Annotated in this window: 14 protein-coding genes; 8 read left to right on the top strand and 6 right to left on the bottom strand. The window is 51.6% G+C overall.

Annotated elements, in window-relative coordinates:
* Positions 1–54 precede the first annotated feature (54 nt).
* The 3 genes from AC4IE8_RS08535 to grxC are packed head-to-tail and all read right to left on the bottom strand — an operon-like array spanning position 55 to position 1,167.
* Entirely contained in the window at positions 55–504 is a 450-nt protein-coding gene (locus AC4IE8_RS08535; protein WP_068988102.1) for a hypothetical protein, read from the bottom strand.
* A 2-nt stretch (positions 505–506) separates the two neighbouring features.
* Positions 507–911: an RNA-binding S4 domain-containing protein gene (locus tag AC4IE8_RS08530; RefSeq protein ID WP_068988103.1), complete on the bottom strand. Its 405-nt coding sequence runs from the start codon at positions 909–911 to the stop codon at positions 507–509.
* Positions 898–1,167 carry a glutaredoxin 3 gene (gene grxC, locus AC4IE8_RS08525; protein ID WP_068988104.1) on the bottom strand — a complete coding sequence of 90 codons (270 nt, stop codon included), beginning with the start codon at positions 1,165–1,167 and terminating at the stop codon, positions 898–900. Before grxC ends, AC4IE8_RS08530 begins: the two co-directional genes overlap by 14 nt.
* 389 nt (positions 1,168–1,556) lie before the next feature.
* On the opposite strand from grxC, the gene pepN reads away from it, so the two are divergent.
* The 5 genes from pepN to AC4IE8_RS08500 all read left to right on the top strand — a co-directional run bounded on the left by pepN (position 1,557) and on the right by AC4IE8_RS08500 (position 8,656).
* The gene (pepN, locus tag AC4IE8_RS08520) at positions 1,557–4,205 is read left to right on the top strand and encodes an aminopeptidase N (protein WP_490790808.1); all 2,649 of its coding nucleotides are present in this window, start codon (positions 1,557–1,559) and stop codon (positions 4,203–4,205) included.
* Between the two features lie 171 nt (positions 4,206–4,376).
* Entirely contained in the window at positions 4,377–5,930 is a 1,554-nt protein-coding gene (locus AC4IE8_RS08515; protein WP_068988106.1) for a CHAD domain-containing protein, read from the top strand.
* Complete coding sequence (locus tag AC4IE8_RS08510) at positions 5,930–6,673, top strand: ParA family protein (protein ID WP_068988107.1); 744 nt, start codon at positions 5,930–5,932, stop codon at positions 6,671–6,673. Before AC4IE8_RS08515 ends, AC4IE8_RS08510 begins: the two co-directional genes overlap by 1 nt.
* Positions 6,674–6,950: 277 nt before the next feature.
* Positions 6,951–7,883 (top strand): ABC transporter ATP-binding protein, encoded by a 933-nt coding sequence (locus AC4IE8_RS08505; protein ID WP_083225921.1) that lies wholly within the window; start codon positions 6,951–6,953, stop codon positions 7,881–7,883.
* Complete coding sequence (locus tag AC4IE8_RS08500) at positions 7,880–8,656, top strand: ABC transporter permease (RefSeq protein ID WP_068988109.1); 777 nt, start codon at positions 7,880–7,882, stop codon at positions 8,654–8,656. Before AC4IE8_RS08505 ends, AC4IE8_RS08500 begins: the two co-directional genes overlap by 4 nt.
* A gap of 451 nt (positions 8,657–9,107) precedes the next feature.
* On the opposite strand, the gene AC4IE8_RS08495 is transcribed toward AC4IE8_RS08500, so the two are convergent.
* The 3 genes from AC4IE8_RS08495 to AC4IE8_RS08485 all read right to left on the bottom strand — a co-directional run bounded on the left by AC4IE8_RS08495 (position 9,108) and on the right by AC4IE8_RS08485 (position 11,350).
* Positions 9,108–9,995 carry an outer membrane lipoprotein-sorting protein gene (locus AC4IE8_RS08495; RefSeq protein WP_490790807.1) on the bottom strand — a complete coding sequence of 296 codons (888 nt, stop codon included), beginning with the start codon at positions 9,993–9,995 and terminating at the stop codon, positions 9,108–9,110.
* Between the two features lie 137 nt (positions 9,996–10,132).
* On the bottom strand, positions 10,133–10,534 hold the full coding sequence (locus tag AC4IE8_RS08490; protein WP_490790806.1) for a hypothetical protein: 402 nt from the start codon (positions 10,532–10,534) through the stop codon (positions 10,133–10,135).
* 387 nt (positions 10,535–10,921) lie between these two features.
* Complete coding sequence (locus AC4IE8_RS08485; RefSeq protein ID WP_068988112.1) at positions 10,922–11,350, bottom strand: rhodanese-like domain-containing protein; 429 nt, start codon at positions 11,348–11,350, stop codon at positions 10,922–10,924.
* Between the two features lie 188 nt (positions 11,351–11,538).
* Between AC4IE8_RS08485 and AC4IE8_RS08480 the strand changes: the two genes are divergently transcribed.
* The 3 genes from AC4IE8_RS08480 to AC4IE8_RS08470 all read left to right on the top strand — a co-directional run bounded on the left by AC4IE8_RS08480 (position 11,539) and on the right by AC4IE8_RS08470 (position 15,853).
* Positions 11,539–12,426: a lysophospholipid acyltransferase family protein gene (locus AC4IE8_RS08480; protein ID WP_490790805.1), complete on the top strand. Its 888-nt coding sequence runs from the start codon at positions 11,539–11,541 to the stop codon at positions 12,424–12,426.
* Between the two features lie 284 nt (positions 12,427–12,710).
* Positions 12,711–14,603: a vWA domain-containing protein gene (locus tag AC4IE8_RS08475; RefSeq protein WP_490790804.1), complete on the top strand. Its 1,893-nt coding sequence runs from the start codon at positions 12,711–12,713 to the stop codon at positions 14,601–14,603.
* On the top strand, positions 14,600–15,853 hold the full coding sequence (locus tag AC4IE8_RS08470; RefSeq protein ID WP_490790803.1) for a hypothetical protein: 1,254 nt from the start codon (positions 14,600–14,602) through the stop codon (positions 15,851–15,853). The genes AC4IE8_RS08475 and AC4IE8_RS08470 overlap by 4 nt, the downstream gene beginning before the upstream one ends.
* Positions 15,854–15,976: the final 123 nt, after the last annotated feature.

The following is a 15,976-nucleotide window of genomic DNA, read 5'->3' as shown; positions in this document are numbered from 1 at the left end:
GCCAGTAACCCGACAAGTCATTCACTCAAAGATTTTTTGAGTCGATGGTATGAACTATCTCAGCCGGCGACGGCCCTGATAGGCGGAGACATGCTGGATCAGGGTCTGGAAAGGCAGATTCTCCAGACTGTTGAATTCAGCCTTGGCCTGACTGATTAGCTGAAACACATCTTCGATGACTTCCGGTGTTGTCTGGCCCGGATAGAGTACGGAGAAGAGCCCACGTAAACCACCCACCTGGAGACGCATCGCCTTGCCGTGGGGCAGCACCTCATTATCATTGTTTGATTTCAGTGCAAAGCGGGCCTGGTGACGCAGATTTTTCAACAGTTCGAGACATTGGGCGTTGGCTTCATCAGAGATACAGTGGACACCCTCTCTCTCAGCAATGCAGATCTTTTTCGCCTGGCTGCAATTGCAGTGACGGGAGAGCAGGCTTTTCTCATAGGCACAGAAACGCTCGTTCATCTCCCGATATGTACGACGGAAAGCGTCCTGGTCCATGATTAATCCGATTTATTGGTGAAGCGGTGAATCATACGTCGATTCCGTTTGGAGGGCTTGCCATGAGCTGGCTGCGGCATGCTGGCGCGTTCCAACCGTTGTACTTCAATTACCTTCTCCCGCCTGGCGACACTCTCCGGGGTCTCTTCATAGAATAGTCGGGCCTCGGTCGCAGGTCGTCTTCGGTCTGCGGGTACACTCACCTGGATATCCCACTCCAGGGAGCCTTTGTGAATTCTCAAGTGGCTTCCAGCCTTAACCTCTTTACCCGGCTTGGTACGTTGTCCATTGAGGTGTACCTTGCCGCCGTTGATCGCTTCAGCCGCGATCTGTCGGGTCTTGAAAAAACGTGCCGCCCAGAGCCACTTATCGAGCCGCACCTTTGCTGTTAGATCAAAGTTCGTCATCCGTAATTCCCAGCAGCTGGTTGAGCTGCCCAGAGATCTCCATCGACGCCAGATCGTCATACCCACCCACATGAAAGTCATCGATGAAGATCTGCGGCACGGTATGTCGATTGCTGCGACGCATCATTTCCTGCATGATTTCCCGATCATGATCGATCCTGATCTCCTCATAGGTGACGCCCTTGTTCTCCAACAGATGTTTCGCGCGAACACAGTAGGGACAGATCGCTGTGGAATACATGACGACTTGTGGCATTAACGGACTCCTCATGCTAACTGATTGTAATAGCGATAAAAATAGTTTTTTATAATGGAGTAGTATCCTAACAGCAGGCTGATCACACTTCTACCGGAGGATAGCCTGAATCTGTTGATATGCCATGAAATCTGCTGGGTTGCTGAGTTCGTCACAACAAGCTATTGGGTTAGTGTTAACAGGCCCTATTTGGAAATAATAGACCCGGCGAGCCACGCCTCAAGCAAGGGCTGATTTGAAGCCCCGAGCAGGATTTGCTCTGTCACATAATGAATGGCATGAGATAATTGCGGAACGCCATTGTTGCTTTCAACTCGCGGCCGTAGACTGCTCAAGATAAACGATCAATAGTCAACCGTCGGGCTGTTGACCAACAGACAGGAATTTCAATGCGAACAGATAACGCCAAGTCCATCTATCTCAAAGACTATCAGCCACCACACTTTCTGGTTGATCAGGTCTCCCTGGAGTTCGATCTGCAGCAGGAGAGGACATTGGTAACCAGTCACCTGAAGATGCGACGCAATCCTGCCTCGACTGAGCAAAACCCGGAACTGGTGCTGGATGGTGAGAAGTTGAAACTCCTGCGCCTCGCCATTGATGACCAAGCGTTGAACGAGGCGGCCTATCAGCTTGATGATCGCACTCTGACCATTGCTGACGTTAAACAGCAATTCACCCTGTCGACCCAGGTAGAGATCAGGCCACAAGAGAATACCGCACTGGAAGGGCTCTATCGGTCGGGAAAGATGTACTGTACCCAGTGTGAGGCGGAAGGATTCAGGCGGATCACCTATTTTCCCGACCGACCCGATGTGATGGCCAGCTTCGAAACAACCATCATGGCCGATAAAGCGGCCTATCCGGTACTCCTCTCCAACGGTAACTGTGTCCATCAGCAGGATCTGCCGGAGGGGCGCCATCTGGTTCGTTGGGAGGATCCCTTTCCAAAACCCTGTTATCTGTTTGCCTTGGTTGCCGGCGATCTGAGGTTTCAGCAGGACAGCTATACCACCGGTTCAGGCCGTCAGGTCGATCTGCGTATCTATGTGGAACCGGAAAACATCGATAAGTGCGACCATGCAATGGTTTCGTTAAAACATGCCATGGCCTGGGATGAGGAGCAGTATGGCCGGGAGTACGATCTCGATATCTTCATGATCGTCGCTGTCAACGATTTCAACATGGGGGCGATGGAGAACAAGGGACTGAATATCTTTAATTCGAAATACGTGCTTGCCCGTCCCGATACGGCCACAGACAGTGATTTTCAACATATCGAGGGGGTCATCGCCCATGAGTATTTTCATAACTGGACCGGCAACCGCATCACCTGCCGGGATTGGTTTCAGCTCAGTTTGAAAGAGGGGTTGACCGTCTTCCGGGATCAGGAGTTTTCCGCCGACATGGGCTCCCGTGGGGTAAAACGGATTGAGGATGTGCGGCTGCTGCGCAGCCACCAGTTTGCCGAGGATGCCGGGCCGATGGCCCATCCGGTGCGCCCGGAGAGCTACATCGAGATCAACAACTTCTATACCGTCACGGTCTATGAAAAAGGTGCGGAAGTGGTCAGGATGCAGGCCAATCTATTGGGTGCCGAAACCTATCGCAAGGCAACGGATCTCTATTTTGAGAGGCACGACGGTGAGGCGGTGACAACCGATGATTTCGTCAGATGCATGGAGGATGCGAGCGAGCGGGATCTGAGCCAGTTTCGTCTCTGGTACAGCCAATCCGGTACACCTCAGGTTAGGGTGTCGACAAGTTACGACGAGCAGCAGGGGATACTGGAAATTACATTCAGCCAAACGACACCGGAAACCCCGGGACAGAAACAGAAACAACCCTTTCACATACCCATCGCACTGGCGCTGTTGGACAGTCAGGGAGAGTTGCTGCCGCTAAAGACCAGTGCGGCTGCAACTGGCGCGTCCAGGGAGCAGGTGTTGGAGCTGACCGAAGCGACGCAGACTTTTGCCTTCCATGATCTTGTGCAACAGCCGGTGCCTTCGATCCTACGGGGTTTCTCTGCCCCGGTTAAGCTGGAGTATGACTACAGCGACGATCAGCTGATGTTCCTCATGGCAAGGGAGTCGGATGACTTTAACCGTTGGGATGCCGCACAGACGCTGGCCAGACGTACCTTGTTGAAACTGGTTGCAGCCTGTCAACAGGGCCTGTCGCTGGCATTGCCGGGGGGATTCGTTGAGGCGTATCGTCTGGCGCTGACCGATCAGCAGGCCGACAAGGCGCTGTTGAGTGAATTGCTGAGTCTGCCTTCGGAATCGAACATCGGTGATCAGATGACGCAGGTGGATGTGGAGGCGGTACATCAGGCCCGCCAATGGCTGAAGCGGGCCCTGGCAGAAGCGTTGCGGGATGATTTTGCAGCTGTCTATGAACAGAATCAGTCAGATGCTTATGAGATTACCTCCGCGTCGATCGGACAAAGACGACTGAAAAACCTTGCCCTGAATTATCTGATGAGTCTCGAAGCGCCACAGATCGACCGACTCTGCATGGCTCAGTTTGAAACAGCCGATAACATGACCGATGTGATGGCGGCTCTGCATGGGTTGGTCAATCGCGATATCCCGGAGCGGGATCGAGCGTTGAGCGATTTTGAAGCCAAGTGGCGGAAGGATCCCTTGGTCATGGATAAGTGGTTCGCGGTTCAGGCCGGCTCCAATCTGCCCGGAACCCTCTCCGGAGTGAAGGCGTTGATGGAACATCCGGCCTTTTCAATCCGCAATCCCAATAAGGTACGCAGTCTGATCGGTGCTTTCTGCTCGACCAATCTTTTTGCCTTTCATGCGGCCGATGGTTCGGGTTATGAGTTTCTCACCGATCAGGTGATCACTTTGGACACCCTGAATCCACAGATCGCTGCCCGCCTGCTGCGTATCATGAGTCGCTGGCGACGTTATGATGAATCACGCCAGCAATTGATGCGAAAAGCGTTTGAGCGGGTATTGGCGCAAACGGATATCTCTAAGGATGTGTTTGAGATCGCCAGTAAAAGTGTTGCCGAGGAGTAGTCTCAGGCGCTCCGGCAGACGCAGGGCTCAGTCCCCCTCAGCCGGTTTGATTGCTCAATATCAATACCAAGCCGGAATTTCTCGTCTATGATCAATCCTATAGCTGATTTGACATTTGTTTCACAAGGGCAGGTCAGTTAATCTTTATGGTTTGGCAATAGAGACAATAATATGGCCTTACACCCGATATCCTACCTGTTACCGGACGATTTCGATCTGCAGCAGTTGAAGAGTAGCTTCAAGGAATCCCATGGTTTACGGGAAGAGGTGCCCTCCAAAGTGAAACTGACTTATTACGACAGTTTCGACTGGAGAGTCTGGAATGCGGGTGGTGAGCTACACGAGGAGCAGGGTAGCCTCAACCGGCTCTGCTGGCACTCTATTAAAGGCCGTAAGGAACCACTCGTCCAGGTGATCGATCAATCTCCCGGGTTTGCCAAAGATCTGCCTGCCGGTGCTCTGGCCGATCAGCTGGCATCCGTACTTGAAATGCGTGTCTTGCAACCCAAGGTCCATGTGATACAGCAGCAGCAGACACTGGCGCTGCTCGATTCTGAAGAGAAGACCGTGGTGAGAGTGGTGCTGGAGCAGAACAGCTATGCCTCCATTGACGGCAAGCAGTCGGGTCGGTTGGAAGGCCGCATTGTGTTGAAGCCGCTGAAGGGCTATCTCAGCTATTTCGAGAAGATCGTCGAATACCTGAAGGCGATGAAGCTGCGCAACTGTGGGCAGAGCCTCTACCAGGATGCACTGCAGGGTGCCGGTATCAAGCCGGGAGACTACAGCTCCAAGTTGAATTATCGACTGGATCCTTATGCCAGCGCAGACAGCGCGGCCAGACAGATCCTGTTGGATCTGCTGAATACCCTGGAGGCCAACGTTGCCGGGACCAAAGCGGATCTCGACAGTGAGTTTCTTCACGACCTACGGGTTGCCACCCGGCGTACCCGCTCTGCGATGAGCCAGATCAAAGGGGTTTTTGATCCCCAGCAGCTTGAGCCATTCAAGCGGGGATTCGGCTGGATCGGCCAGGTGACCGGGCCGACCCGTGATCTGGATGTCTATCTGTTGAAGTATGATCAGTATCGGGCGAGCCTGCCTGAAGCACTGCAGGGGGATCTCGATCCTTTCTACAGCTATCTGTTGAATCACCATAAAACGGAACAGGCAAAACTGGTCAGGAAGCTCAACTCTCCCCATTTCCGCAAACTGCTCAAAACCTGGCGGGAGTGGCTTGAAGAGAGCAAAGTCGATCTGGAGAATGCCCCTAGCGCGAACAAAGCCACCGCCAAATTGGCGGACAAGCGGATCAGTAAACTCTATGCGCGGGTCTTGCAGGATGGCTTGGCGATCGCGCCGGACTCACCAGCCGAGATGTTGCATGATCTGCGCAAGGATTGTAAGAAGCTGCGCTATATGATGGAGTTTTTTCAGAGTCTCTATCCCAAGCCGGCCATTCGGGAGTTGATCAAGGCGCTTAAGGTGATCCTCGATAATCTGGGAGAGTTTCAGGACCTGGAAGTCCAGGCACACTCACTCGAGGATTTTGGCAGCGAAATGCTCAAAGAGGGGGCGCCGGCCAGTGCGTTGATGGCGATGGGGGTACTGGTAGGACGCCTGTTTGAAAGGCAGGCAAACGCTCGAGAGGAGTTTGCCAATCTGTTTGCCGCCTTCAGCAGCGACGGGAATCAAAAGGCCTTTCGAAAACTGTTTGGAGGGGCTTGATGCATATTCTCGGTGTTTACAATATCAAAGGTGGTGTGGGCAAGACGGCCACCGCAGTCAATCTGGCCCATCTGGCCGCCACTGAAGGCTATCGTACTTTGATCTGGGACCTGGATCCTCAGGCCGCCGCCACCTACTATTTTCGCATCAAACCCAAAGTCAAAGGCAGTAACAAACGTCTGATCAAAGGCAAGCTTGATCTCGATGAAGTGGTCAAAGCGACCGACTTCGAAAATCTGGATATGCTTCCGGCAGACTTCTCCTATCGGAATATGGATCTGCGGCTGGAAGAGGCGAAGAATCCGACCAAGCAGTTACTGAAACTGTTGCGACCACTGTCGCAAGCCTACGACTACGTTTTCCTCGACTGCCCGCCCAGTATCTCTCTGGTATCAGAGAATATCTTTCGAGCGGCAGAGGGATTGCTGTTGCCCTTGATCCCCACAACCCTGTCGCTGCGCACCTACCAGCAACTGCTCGATTTTCTGGAAGGTCATCGGATCACGGGATTGGAACTGATGCCTTTCTTCTCCATGGTCGACCGACGCAAACGAATGCATCTGGATGTGATGAAAAACCTGCCTGACGAGCATGGAGAGTTGTTGAAGGCACAGATACCCTATGCCAGTGATGTGGAAAAAATGGGTATCCACCGCATGCCGGTCCAGGCATTCGCACCGAAAAGCATTGCCGCCAGCTGTTATCAGGCCCTGTGGCTGGAGATGCAGCGTCGGCTGGGTTAGGCCGGCAGCTGTGTCTCACCTTCGCAGCTGCTGGGCCACGCGGTAAATAAGGTAACGATCAGTTGGTCTCCCTTCGGGCCGGCCCACTAGTCTTCACTAGGGCCTGCTAAACGAATCCAAACGACCCTGAAAAGCGCAAATCAATCCATGCGACAGATTGGATGGTTATTTCTGCGCCGTAAGGTTGCAATTTGCGGTGACTGCCCCCATTAAAGCTGGACGAAAAGGGGTATGATACTCCTCCGCTTGGCGTACTGTGTCTGTAGGACCGAAAACATTGTCTGCACTGGTAATCGAAAATCTTCACAAGACCTACCGTAACGGTTTTGAGGCATTGAAAGGAATCAGCCTGAATGTGGCTGAAGGGGATTTTTTCGCCCTGCTGGGCCCCAACGGAGCGGGTAAATCCACAGCAATCAGTATTATCGCTTCGTTGACTAACAAAACCGCCGGACAGGTCAGTATCTATGGCAAGGATCTGGATCGGCAGAAGAACGAAGCCAAATCGATGATTGGGCTGGTTCCCCAGGAATTCAACTTCAATATGTGGGAGCCGGTGGTTGAGATCCTGGTGAATCAGGCCGGCTACTATGGCATTCCCAGAAATGCAGCCTTTCAGCGGGCTGAAGAGAGTTTGCGTCAACTCGATCTGTGGGATAAACGGCATACCCAGGCACGTTGGTTGTCTGGTGGTATGAAACGTCGGCTGATGATTGCCAGGGCGTTGGTGCATCGCCCCAAGCTGCTGATTCTGGATGAGCCCACGGCCGGTGTCGATATCGAGATTCGCCGTGCCATGTGGCAATTCATGAAGCAGATCAACAGTCAGGGTACAACCATTATCCTCACCACCCACTACCTGGAAGAGGCGGAAAGTCTGTGTCGTAATATTGCCATTATCGATCACGGCAGGATTGTCGAGCAGACCAGTATGTCCCATCTGCTCAGTCAGCTGAATACCGAACATTTCGTGCTTGATATCAGTAAGCCGCTGACTATGGCGCCAGAATTGCCGGGCTATAATCTGCAGCTGGTCGGTGATAAAACCGTTGAAGTCACGGTGCAGCGTGAGCAGAGTATGAACAGCCTGTTCGAATCCCTGACTCAGCAAGGCATAGCGGTCATGAGTATGCGCAATAAGCAGAATCGACTCGAACAGTTGTTTATCGATCTGGTGGCTCAGTCTAAAAGCGAGGAGCAGAGCTCATGAGCTCAGGCCATGTAAAGCGTATCGCGTATCAGACCATTGTCACCAAAGAGGTATTGAGGTTTGCCCGGATCTGGGTGCAGACTATTCTGCCGCCGGCCATTACCACCACGCTCTATTTTATTATTTTCGGTAAACTGATTGGTGAGCGTATCGGAATGATGGAAGGCTACCGCTATATCGAGTTCATCGTTCCCGGACTGATCCTGATGTCGGTCATACAGAACTCCTATGCCAATGTGGTCTCCTCGTTTTTCAGTACCAAGCTTCAGCACTACATTGAAGAGCTGTTGATCGCACCGGTGCCGAATTGGATTGTATTGGCCGGTTATGTAACCGGAGGCATGGCCAGGGGGTTGATCGTGGGCACGGTGGTAACCGGGATCTCACTGTTTTTCACCGACTTGACGATCAACAGTTACAGCTTGACCCTACTGGTATTCGTACTGACTTCAATCCTGTTCTCCCTGGCCGGATTCATCAATGCAGTCTACGCCAAGAGTTTTGATGATATCGCCATCGTCCCCACCTTTGTATTGACACCATTGACCTATCTTGGGGGCGTGTTCTATTCGATACAGCTTCTGCCCGAGTTCTGGCAGCAGGTTTCCCTGGCCAACCCGGTCCTCTACATGATCAACACCTTCCGCTATGGACTGCTGGGGGTATCGGATATCGATGTGCGGATCGCGCTGGTCATTATCGTAGCCTTCATTGTCGTGCTGACATGGTACAGCTTGAGGCTATTGTCCAGAGGCGTAGGTATCAAGGAATGACAAGCTTACCAGGTAAATTGATTGACATGGGTAAACCCCCCCGGCAGTGCCGGGAGACTAACATAGGTTTTACCCTGACAGCAGTCTGAGCATTTCTCAGGCTGTTCGTTATGACCACGTAGGACACGAAGGTTGGTGTTTCTAATGCGACGAGTTGTATGGTCCCTTCGTGCACTTCGTGGTAAAAACGATAGCGGTTATTATTGTGCGCAGCAGTGTGATTTGACTAAAAAATGTTAAGTCGCAAGCAATGAGTTCGTTCTAGGGCCTATTGGATTAGTGTTAACAGGCCCTAGCTCGGGTGTGTTGGACCGATAGTGTTGGTTCAGGCGTGAGCACCTTGGACGCTTTGCAAGCCCTTTGAGGGCATTACCAAATAAGTCTCCCGGCTCTGCCGGAGGTGATTTAACTCCGTACTTGAGATTGCGTTTATTTGCAGACTCAAAACACCTCAACGCTTGATCTTGCGCAAAGTCTTTTCAGACCAGAATGAATTTCTGCGCTTTTTATTGTAACTGACCACTTTTTGTGGAATCACCGCCCAACTTTCCTGGCCGGTTCGCAGGTCGAGACCATACCAGTATTTCCAGAACAGAGCCCGCGGATCGCCCTCCCTGTCACTGTCCACCAGTCCCCAGTCCCTGTCGATGACTTTGATCAGTTCGTCATCCTTGAAATAGAGGGTGCGATAGTCGGCAAAGCTTGTGGTGTCGATGTAACTGATCCGATAGTCGTACCACCAATAGTCAAACCTGGTGGTGCTCTTTAAACCGTAAACCTCTTTGTTGATATGACGGCAGCTACGTTCCGGGAGTTCCCCGGCGTAGCGATAGTGCTTGCCTTCGAGGTCATCGATGGTGCCCAGGCAGGTACGCAGTTTTTTCTTACCGATCAGTTCATGCTCCTCATCATCCGGTTTTCTCAGGGTGACATCACCGAATGTGAAGACACTGCCTCCCCAGGCATCGTCGTGTTGGGGTTGTGCGAATCTTCTGATCTTTCTCAGCGCGGGTAACCAGACCATATAGTCTTTGTTTTTCTCTTCATCTTTGTATTCGGTAATCAACATTCCGGTGCCCCGCAATTTGCCGGAATGGAAGATTGCCAGGTCTCGTGATTGAATCACTTCGTCTTCGGCTGATTGGTATTTGTTGTTCAGATGACGTTCCAATGCGGTGGCAGTGACTTTACCGCTGGAGGAGCGATTGATCAGTACGGTCATTGTGCGACCACGGCGCTCTATGGAGAAGTTCTTAAAAGCGTAAAAGTGATTGGCAAAGTAGACCTGTCTGGCGATCTCTTCAGCGCTGGGGATTTCATCTTCTGCTGGTAACTCCAACGTGCTATCGACGCCTCCAAAGGCTGTTGCAGTAATAAAAAAAGAGATCGTTAATACGCAAAGGCAGCTTAACCATTTGCCTGGCTTAAATTGAATGTTCATAGACTTTCGCTACAGCTAAATTGATGGGCAGAAGCTTAGTTGGGATTCTGCTTTTTGATTTCACTTGAATATTTGAAAATGTCCTTTTTGATCTCGTCCAGGTTGCCCGTCTTGAGATACTGCTGATGCAACTGATCCTTATATTGGTCAGGTAATTTGTTGTAGAAGATGAAGCTGCCTGGAGAGGCTTCCTTTAGAAACAGGGAAAAGTCTTGCAGATTTTCGTAGGCGAGACCGGCGTTACTGGTATCTGTGCTGACTGCACCGACCCAGGTTAATTCCGGTGGTGGTTCAAATGTACCGCTGTTGAACTCGTGATAATCAGCTTTAATCGCATCAACATATTCGCTCTGCATGGCATGTAGCTGATTGCCTATGGATAGACTGCTCAAGAGAGAAAGTAAGAATAGAGATTGTATGAGTTTTATCTGTCGCATTGAAAACCTCCCTGTGTTTCTTTGCTAAGCTTTTTGATCGCTTTTTTGATTCCATCTGTTGTCTAAACAAATTTTCCTCAGCTATTACGAGGTTACCCAAAACCTGATGACCGAACAGTTTGCTCTTCCCTGTTGCAATACTGTTTATCCAGCAGAGTGATATTTACCACATCGATGCAGGAAAATCCCGTCTTTTGATTAAATACCATTCCAGTAATTGCCGTTACTGATCCATGTTCAGTGTATCCAACATGATACGTTTTGATACCTGGCCAGGAGATTGTTACACACAAAAGTAGCCGTTGATAGTATCCCGGGGCCTGTGCACTGGGTGGTTCCGCACCCGATATTCAGCTCATTCCGATGCAGAGGGTCCGATTGATTGTCTCAACACTGTTCCCAGGGTAGACCGTGAAAGCGCCAACCTCCCAAGGTGCTGCGTCGATGATCCTCATCAAGATCGCCTTCAAAACCTTCATCGATATGGAAGACCCGAACAAAGCCTGCATCTAACAGCGCTTTTCCCGCTTCCAGGGAGCGCTTGCCGCTGCGGCAGATCAGGATCACCGGTGCGCAGCCCTCATCTATGGTGCAGATACTGCCCCCTAGCAGTAACTTTCGAATCTCGGTTACAAAATGGGGATTGACGGTCCACTCCGGTTCATCGATCCAGGGTACATGTACCGCGCCTTTGGGGTGTCCGACAAACAGAAACTCCATGGTGGATCGAATGTCCACCAGTACGGACCTGGAGTCATCCTGTATCATCTGCCAGGCTTGCTGTGGCGCCAGATTTTGTAGTTTTTGCTCGCTCATAAGAGCCTCCTCTGTGGTATATCTTATTCTCAATATGTTAGATGCTTTAGGAATGAAAACAATCTATGTGTTTTACAGGGCGATTGAAATGGGAAGTTTTCCCGGTTGCCGGGTTGCGACACGATACACTCAGTTGTCGGGTCAATATTGATAAGCTAATCCTGAGATTTTGTGTACAATTCACGGTTATGTTAGAGCGGATTCTATTCAAATTCTGGTACTCCCTGCATCGTCTGCCTCTCTCCTGGTTGCATGCTTTGGGTCGGGTGCTGGGCAGACTCTATACCCTCATTCCCAATCGGGAACTGCGCACAACTGAAATCAATCTGGGTCTCTGTTACCCCGGGATGGATGAGGTCGAGCGGCGTCAATTGCGCAACCAGACCATGCAACAGATCGGCTGTACCCTGATGGAGATGAGCGCCATCTGGTTTCGGCCCCTGGACGATGTGTTGGCAATGATCAACACGATTCATGGCGAGGAGCACCTAATACGGGATGAAGGGCAGGGATTGATCATTCTTGCACCCCATATCGGTTGTTGGGAAATCGTCGGCGTGGAACTGCAGCGTCGGGGCAGGCTGACCAACCTATATCGTCCACCGAGAAAGGAGTCCTTCGGTGATTTGGTCAAACAAGCCAGAGAGCGGGGCGGGGCTGAAACCGTGCCTACCGACAATCGTGGCGTGAAGCGTATTCTGCAGGTGCTGAAAACGGGTGGCATGACGGGGATTCTGCCTGACCAGCAACCGAAATCTGACCGGGGTGCGGAGTTTGCGCCTTTTTTCGGCCACCCGGCACTGACTATGTTGCTGACTAACAAGCTTGCCAGAAAGACTGGGGCAAAGGTGATCCTTGCCTGTGCCGAGCGCCTGTCGGGTGGGCGAGGCTATGATATCCACTATCTGCCAGCCCCCGAGGGAATTGCGGATGCTGATCCGCTACGGGCCGCCAGAGCCTTGAACCAGAGTGTGGAAACCCTGATCAACATGTTCCCGCCCCAGTATCAATGGTCCTACAAACGGTTTGCCAAACAGCCTGACGGGATCCCCTCACCTTATAAAAAACAGTCCTGAACCATCCATCCTGCCGAGTATTCATTTGATCAGATCGAGATTTCACCTCACCGGGTGATTAGGAATTAAAGAGCTACCCTGGTTAGCCGTTAAAGTGATAGGGCTTTGTATTTGACTCTTGGCCGGGTTGACGGGGTAAGTGCTCCGGTATCTCCTGGGAAGAGCCGGTAACCAACAGAAACAGAAGATCCGGCAAAGCTAGATTAAAAGGATTGGGCTGAATTGAGTCTCAACAGCCAGTTTGTCCTCAGTACGGCGGGTAATAGAGTCGGGGTTTCTCCAGAATGATGAAAGGAATTGCTAAAAGAGTTCTCATTGCCACACTGGTATTCGCTGTTATCTCGGTACCAGCAGCCGTGGCCAAGACATCGGCTGACAAGGCCGATGCACGCATTCTGATCGATGTTTCAGGGAGCATGAAGAAAAATGATCCTAAAAACCTGAGACGGCCGGCGCTTCGTCTGCTGGTCGGCCTGTTGTCATCAGAGACCCGTGCCGGGGTCTGGACATTCGGTCAATATGTGAATATGCAGATCCCCCTTGGACAGGTGGATAAAGCGTGGAAACAGAAAGCCAGAAAAAGCTCAAAATCGATCGGTTCCCCTGGCCAGTTCACGAATATTGAGGATGCGCTGAAACGATCCACTGAAGATTGGAGTGGTCCCCCGGGGCCTTATCGCCGGAGTGTCATTCTGCTGACTGACGGTATGGTGGATATCTCCAAAGATAAAAAGAAGAATGCCGCCTCCAAGCAGCGAATTCTGAAGAAAATACTACCCAGGCTGAAACAACATCAGGTCACGGTGCATACCATCGCGCTGTCGAAAAATGCAGATCACGAATTGATGCAGGAGTTGGCAGGTCAGACTGGAGGCTGGTATGAACAGACTGAGACGGCGGATCAGCTACAAAAGGTCTTTTTGAGAATCTTCGAGAAGGTTGGCAAACCCGATTCTGTACCCCTTAAAGACAACAAGTTCACCATTGATCCAAGCATTACCGAAGCAACCCTGTTGGTTTTCCATAAACCGGGAGCCAAGCCGACTGAAGTCATTCCACCCGAAGGTCAGTCATACAATGCGGAAAACGCACCGGCGAATGTCAGTTGGCATCGGGATGAGGGCTACGATATGTTGACCATATCCGATCCCAAATCAGGTGAATGGCGCATTCGGGCTGAAGCGGATCCAGACAATCGGGTGATGGTGGTGACCGATCTGAAAATGGTCACCACCGACCTTCCCAACCGGATCATTCACGGATCGAGTCTGGACTACCAGGTAAGTTTTACCGATCACGGCAAGACCATCAGCAAACATGCGTTTTTGCAGAAAGTGAATATCGCCGCCAGCAGAAGCGATATTCTTGGTGACTCTGAGCCAAGGCCACTCGCGGATGATGGACGGGTGCCGGATGCCAAGGCAGGTGATGGCTATTTCACGATGAGCTTTGGTGGAGAAGCCCTGAACAGCGGTGTCGGTGAGTTGATCATCGATGCCCGGGGAGCAACCTTCAACCGGCAACGGCGCACTACCTATCAGGTCGTGCCTCCGGTGGAGATGAATCTGCAACCCCGTGAAGATGGCAAGACACTGGATCTGAAATTGAGTGCCGATGCAAAATTGATCGAGCCCGGTTCGTTACAGGTAGAAGCCTGGCTGGAGGATCAATCAGGGAATGAACTGCCACTATCTCTGCAGTCATCATCGGCTGGTGGGGACGCGGTCGGCGTGATCGATCTGATGGGATTTTCCGGTTCCAGAAAGGTTACCCTGAAAGCCCAAGCCCGTACTCTGGATGGTGCCGTGGTTGACTATATAGACAGTCCGGCTGAGGTCGAAGGGATGAAACCACCGGAGCCAGAGCCGGTACCAGCGCCTCCAGCGCCGCTGACTGAACCTGCGCCTGTCGCTGATCCGGTGCCGGAACCGGAGCCAGAGCCGGAACCAGAACCTGAGCCTGAGCCTGAGCCTGAGCCTGAGCCTGAGCCTGAGCCAGAAGAGGATCAGGGATGGCTGGGAGCTGCAATCTGGTTCGGTGCGATCAATCTGCTGTTGATCATTGTTGGTGGTGGTGTCTTCTGGTGGATCCGCAGATCAAATCAGAACAATCAGATCAGCCTGGTTGAGAAGTCTCCCGAGGCATCAGCAGAGGCTGAGCAGGAGAAAGCAGAATGATCGAAATCAGTTCATTGAGCGCAATGATCATTGCCGAGGTCATGCTCGGGCTGGTGGTTCTGAGTGGACTTTTGCTGCTGTTTACACTGCTTCGCAAACAACGGATACGGAAAGCGGCAAATCATCTTGCAGAGCGGGTGCAGACTGATAAGGAGAAACGATCCGAGCGGTTGAAAAAACTCTTGGAGGAGCAGTATCAGTTACAGAGTCCTCAGCTTGACCAGACGCTGCATGGCATCGTACAGACGGAGATGACGCTCTATCAGAATATGCTGAATGGATTTCTCAAAGATGATCAGGTCTATCTGCAACAGATCGATGTGGATGTGGAGAACCTGGTGCTGGCCTATCAGGCCCTGGCTGGCAATGTCAGTGCGGCTGGTGGTTCAGACGATGTCAGCAGTGACGAGGTTGAAGCACTGAAAGCAGAGAATGAGCGACTTGCAGAAGAGCTCAGAGTGACCATGGATACCATGGGTCGGATGCTGAATGAATACTCAACCATGTTTGCCGATGGTGATGGCGGCTTTCCAGCAGAAGCGACAGCGGTTGTAAGTGAGGAAGCCAGTGCAGCGTCTGATCAGGTTCAACCTGTAGCTGCCGAAAAGGCGGCAGAACCTCCTCCGGCTGAAGCAGCAGCAAGCACAGAAACCGACAGCGATGATGATATGGTCATCCCGGATATGACAGAAGAGGAGTTAACAGAGTCCTCTCTATCAGAGCTGGAAGAGGAGAGCATCGAGACAGAGATTGAAAAAACGGCCGAAGCCGAAGCTGACTCCGATACTCCGGACGAGGTTGTGCCGGATGTGGAGATTCCAGATGTGGAAGCTTCTGATGCAGCTACCTCCGATGTTGTAATACCAGACGTTGAAGTGCCAGATGTAGAAATACCGGATGTGGATACAATGGCTGCAGATTCAGCAGATGTGGATGAAGAGGTTTCAGAGATCATCGATGAAGTGATGGAGATTGCTGATGACATGATGCATGAGACCGCTGAAGCCGAGGATCAACCGTCCGACGACGCAAAATCAGAAGCCGAAACGGAAGCTGCTGTTGAAAACAGTGAGGTAGCCGAGCAGAGTGGCGAATCCATGGTGGACGATCTGAACTCCATCGATATCGAAATACCTGAAATGGACAGCTCGGAAGTGGAACAAGCGGAATTTGAGCCAGGCTCACTGGAAGAGGAGTGGGCGAAGTTGCTGGAAGAGGAATCTTCCGATGAGGAGAAAAAAGAGAGTTAACAGGTTTATAGTAGTTATCTGTTGGTTGGCAAACCTGCGAATAAAAAGGGCGCATTACGCGCCCTTTTTATTTTTATCGAATCGTAACGATTCGATATGAACAGCAGTTGCTGCAGCTGATCG

The sequence above is a fragment of the Candidatus Thiodiazotropha sp. AKAK2 genome (assembly GCF_058244685.1).
Note: the sequence above shows the minus strand (reverse complement) of the source record. Positions and strands in the feature narration are given on the sequence as shown.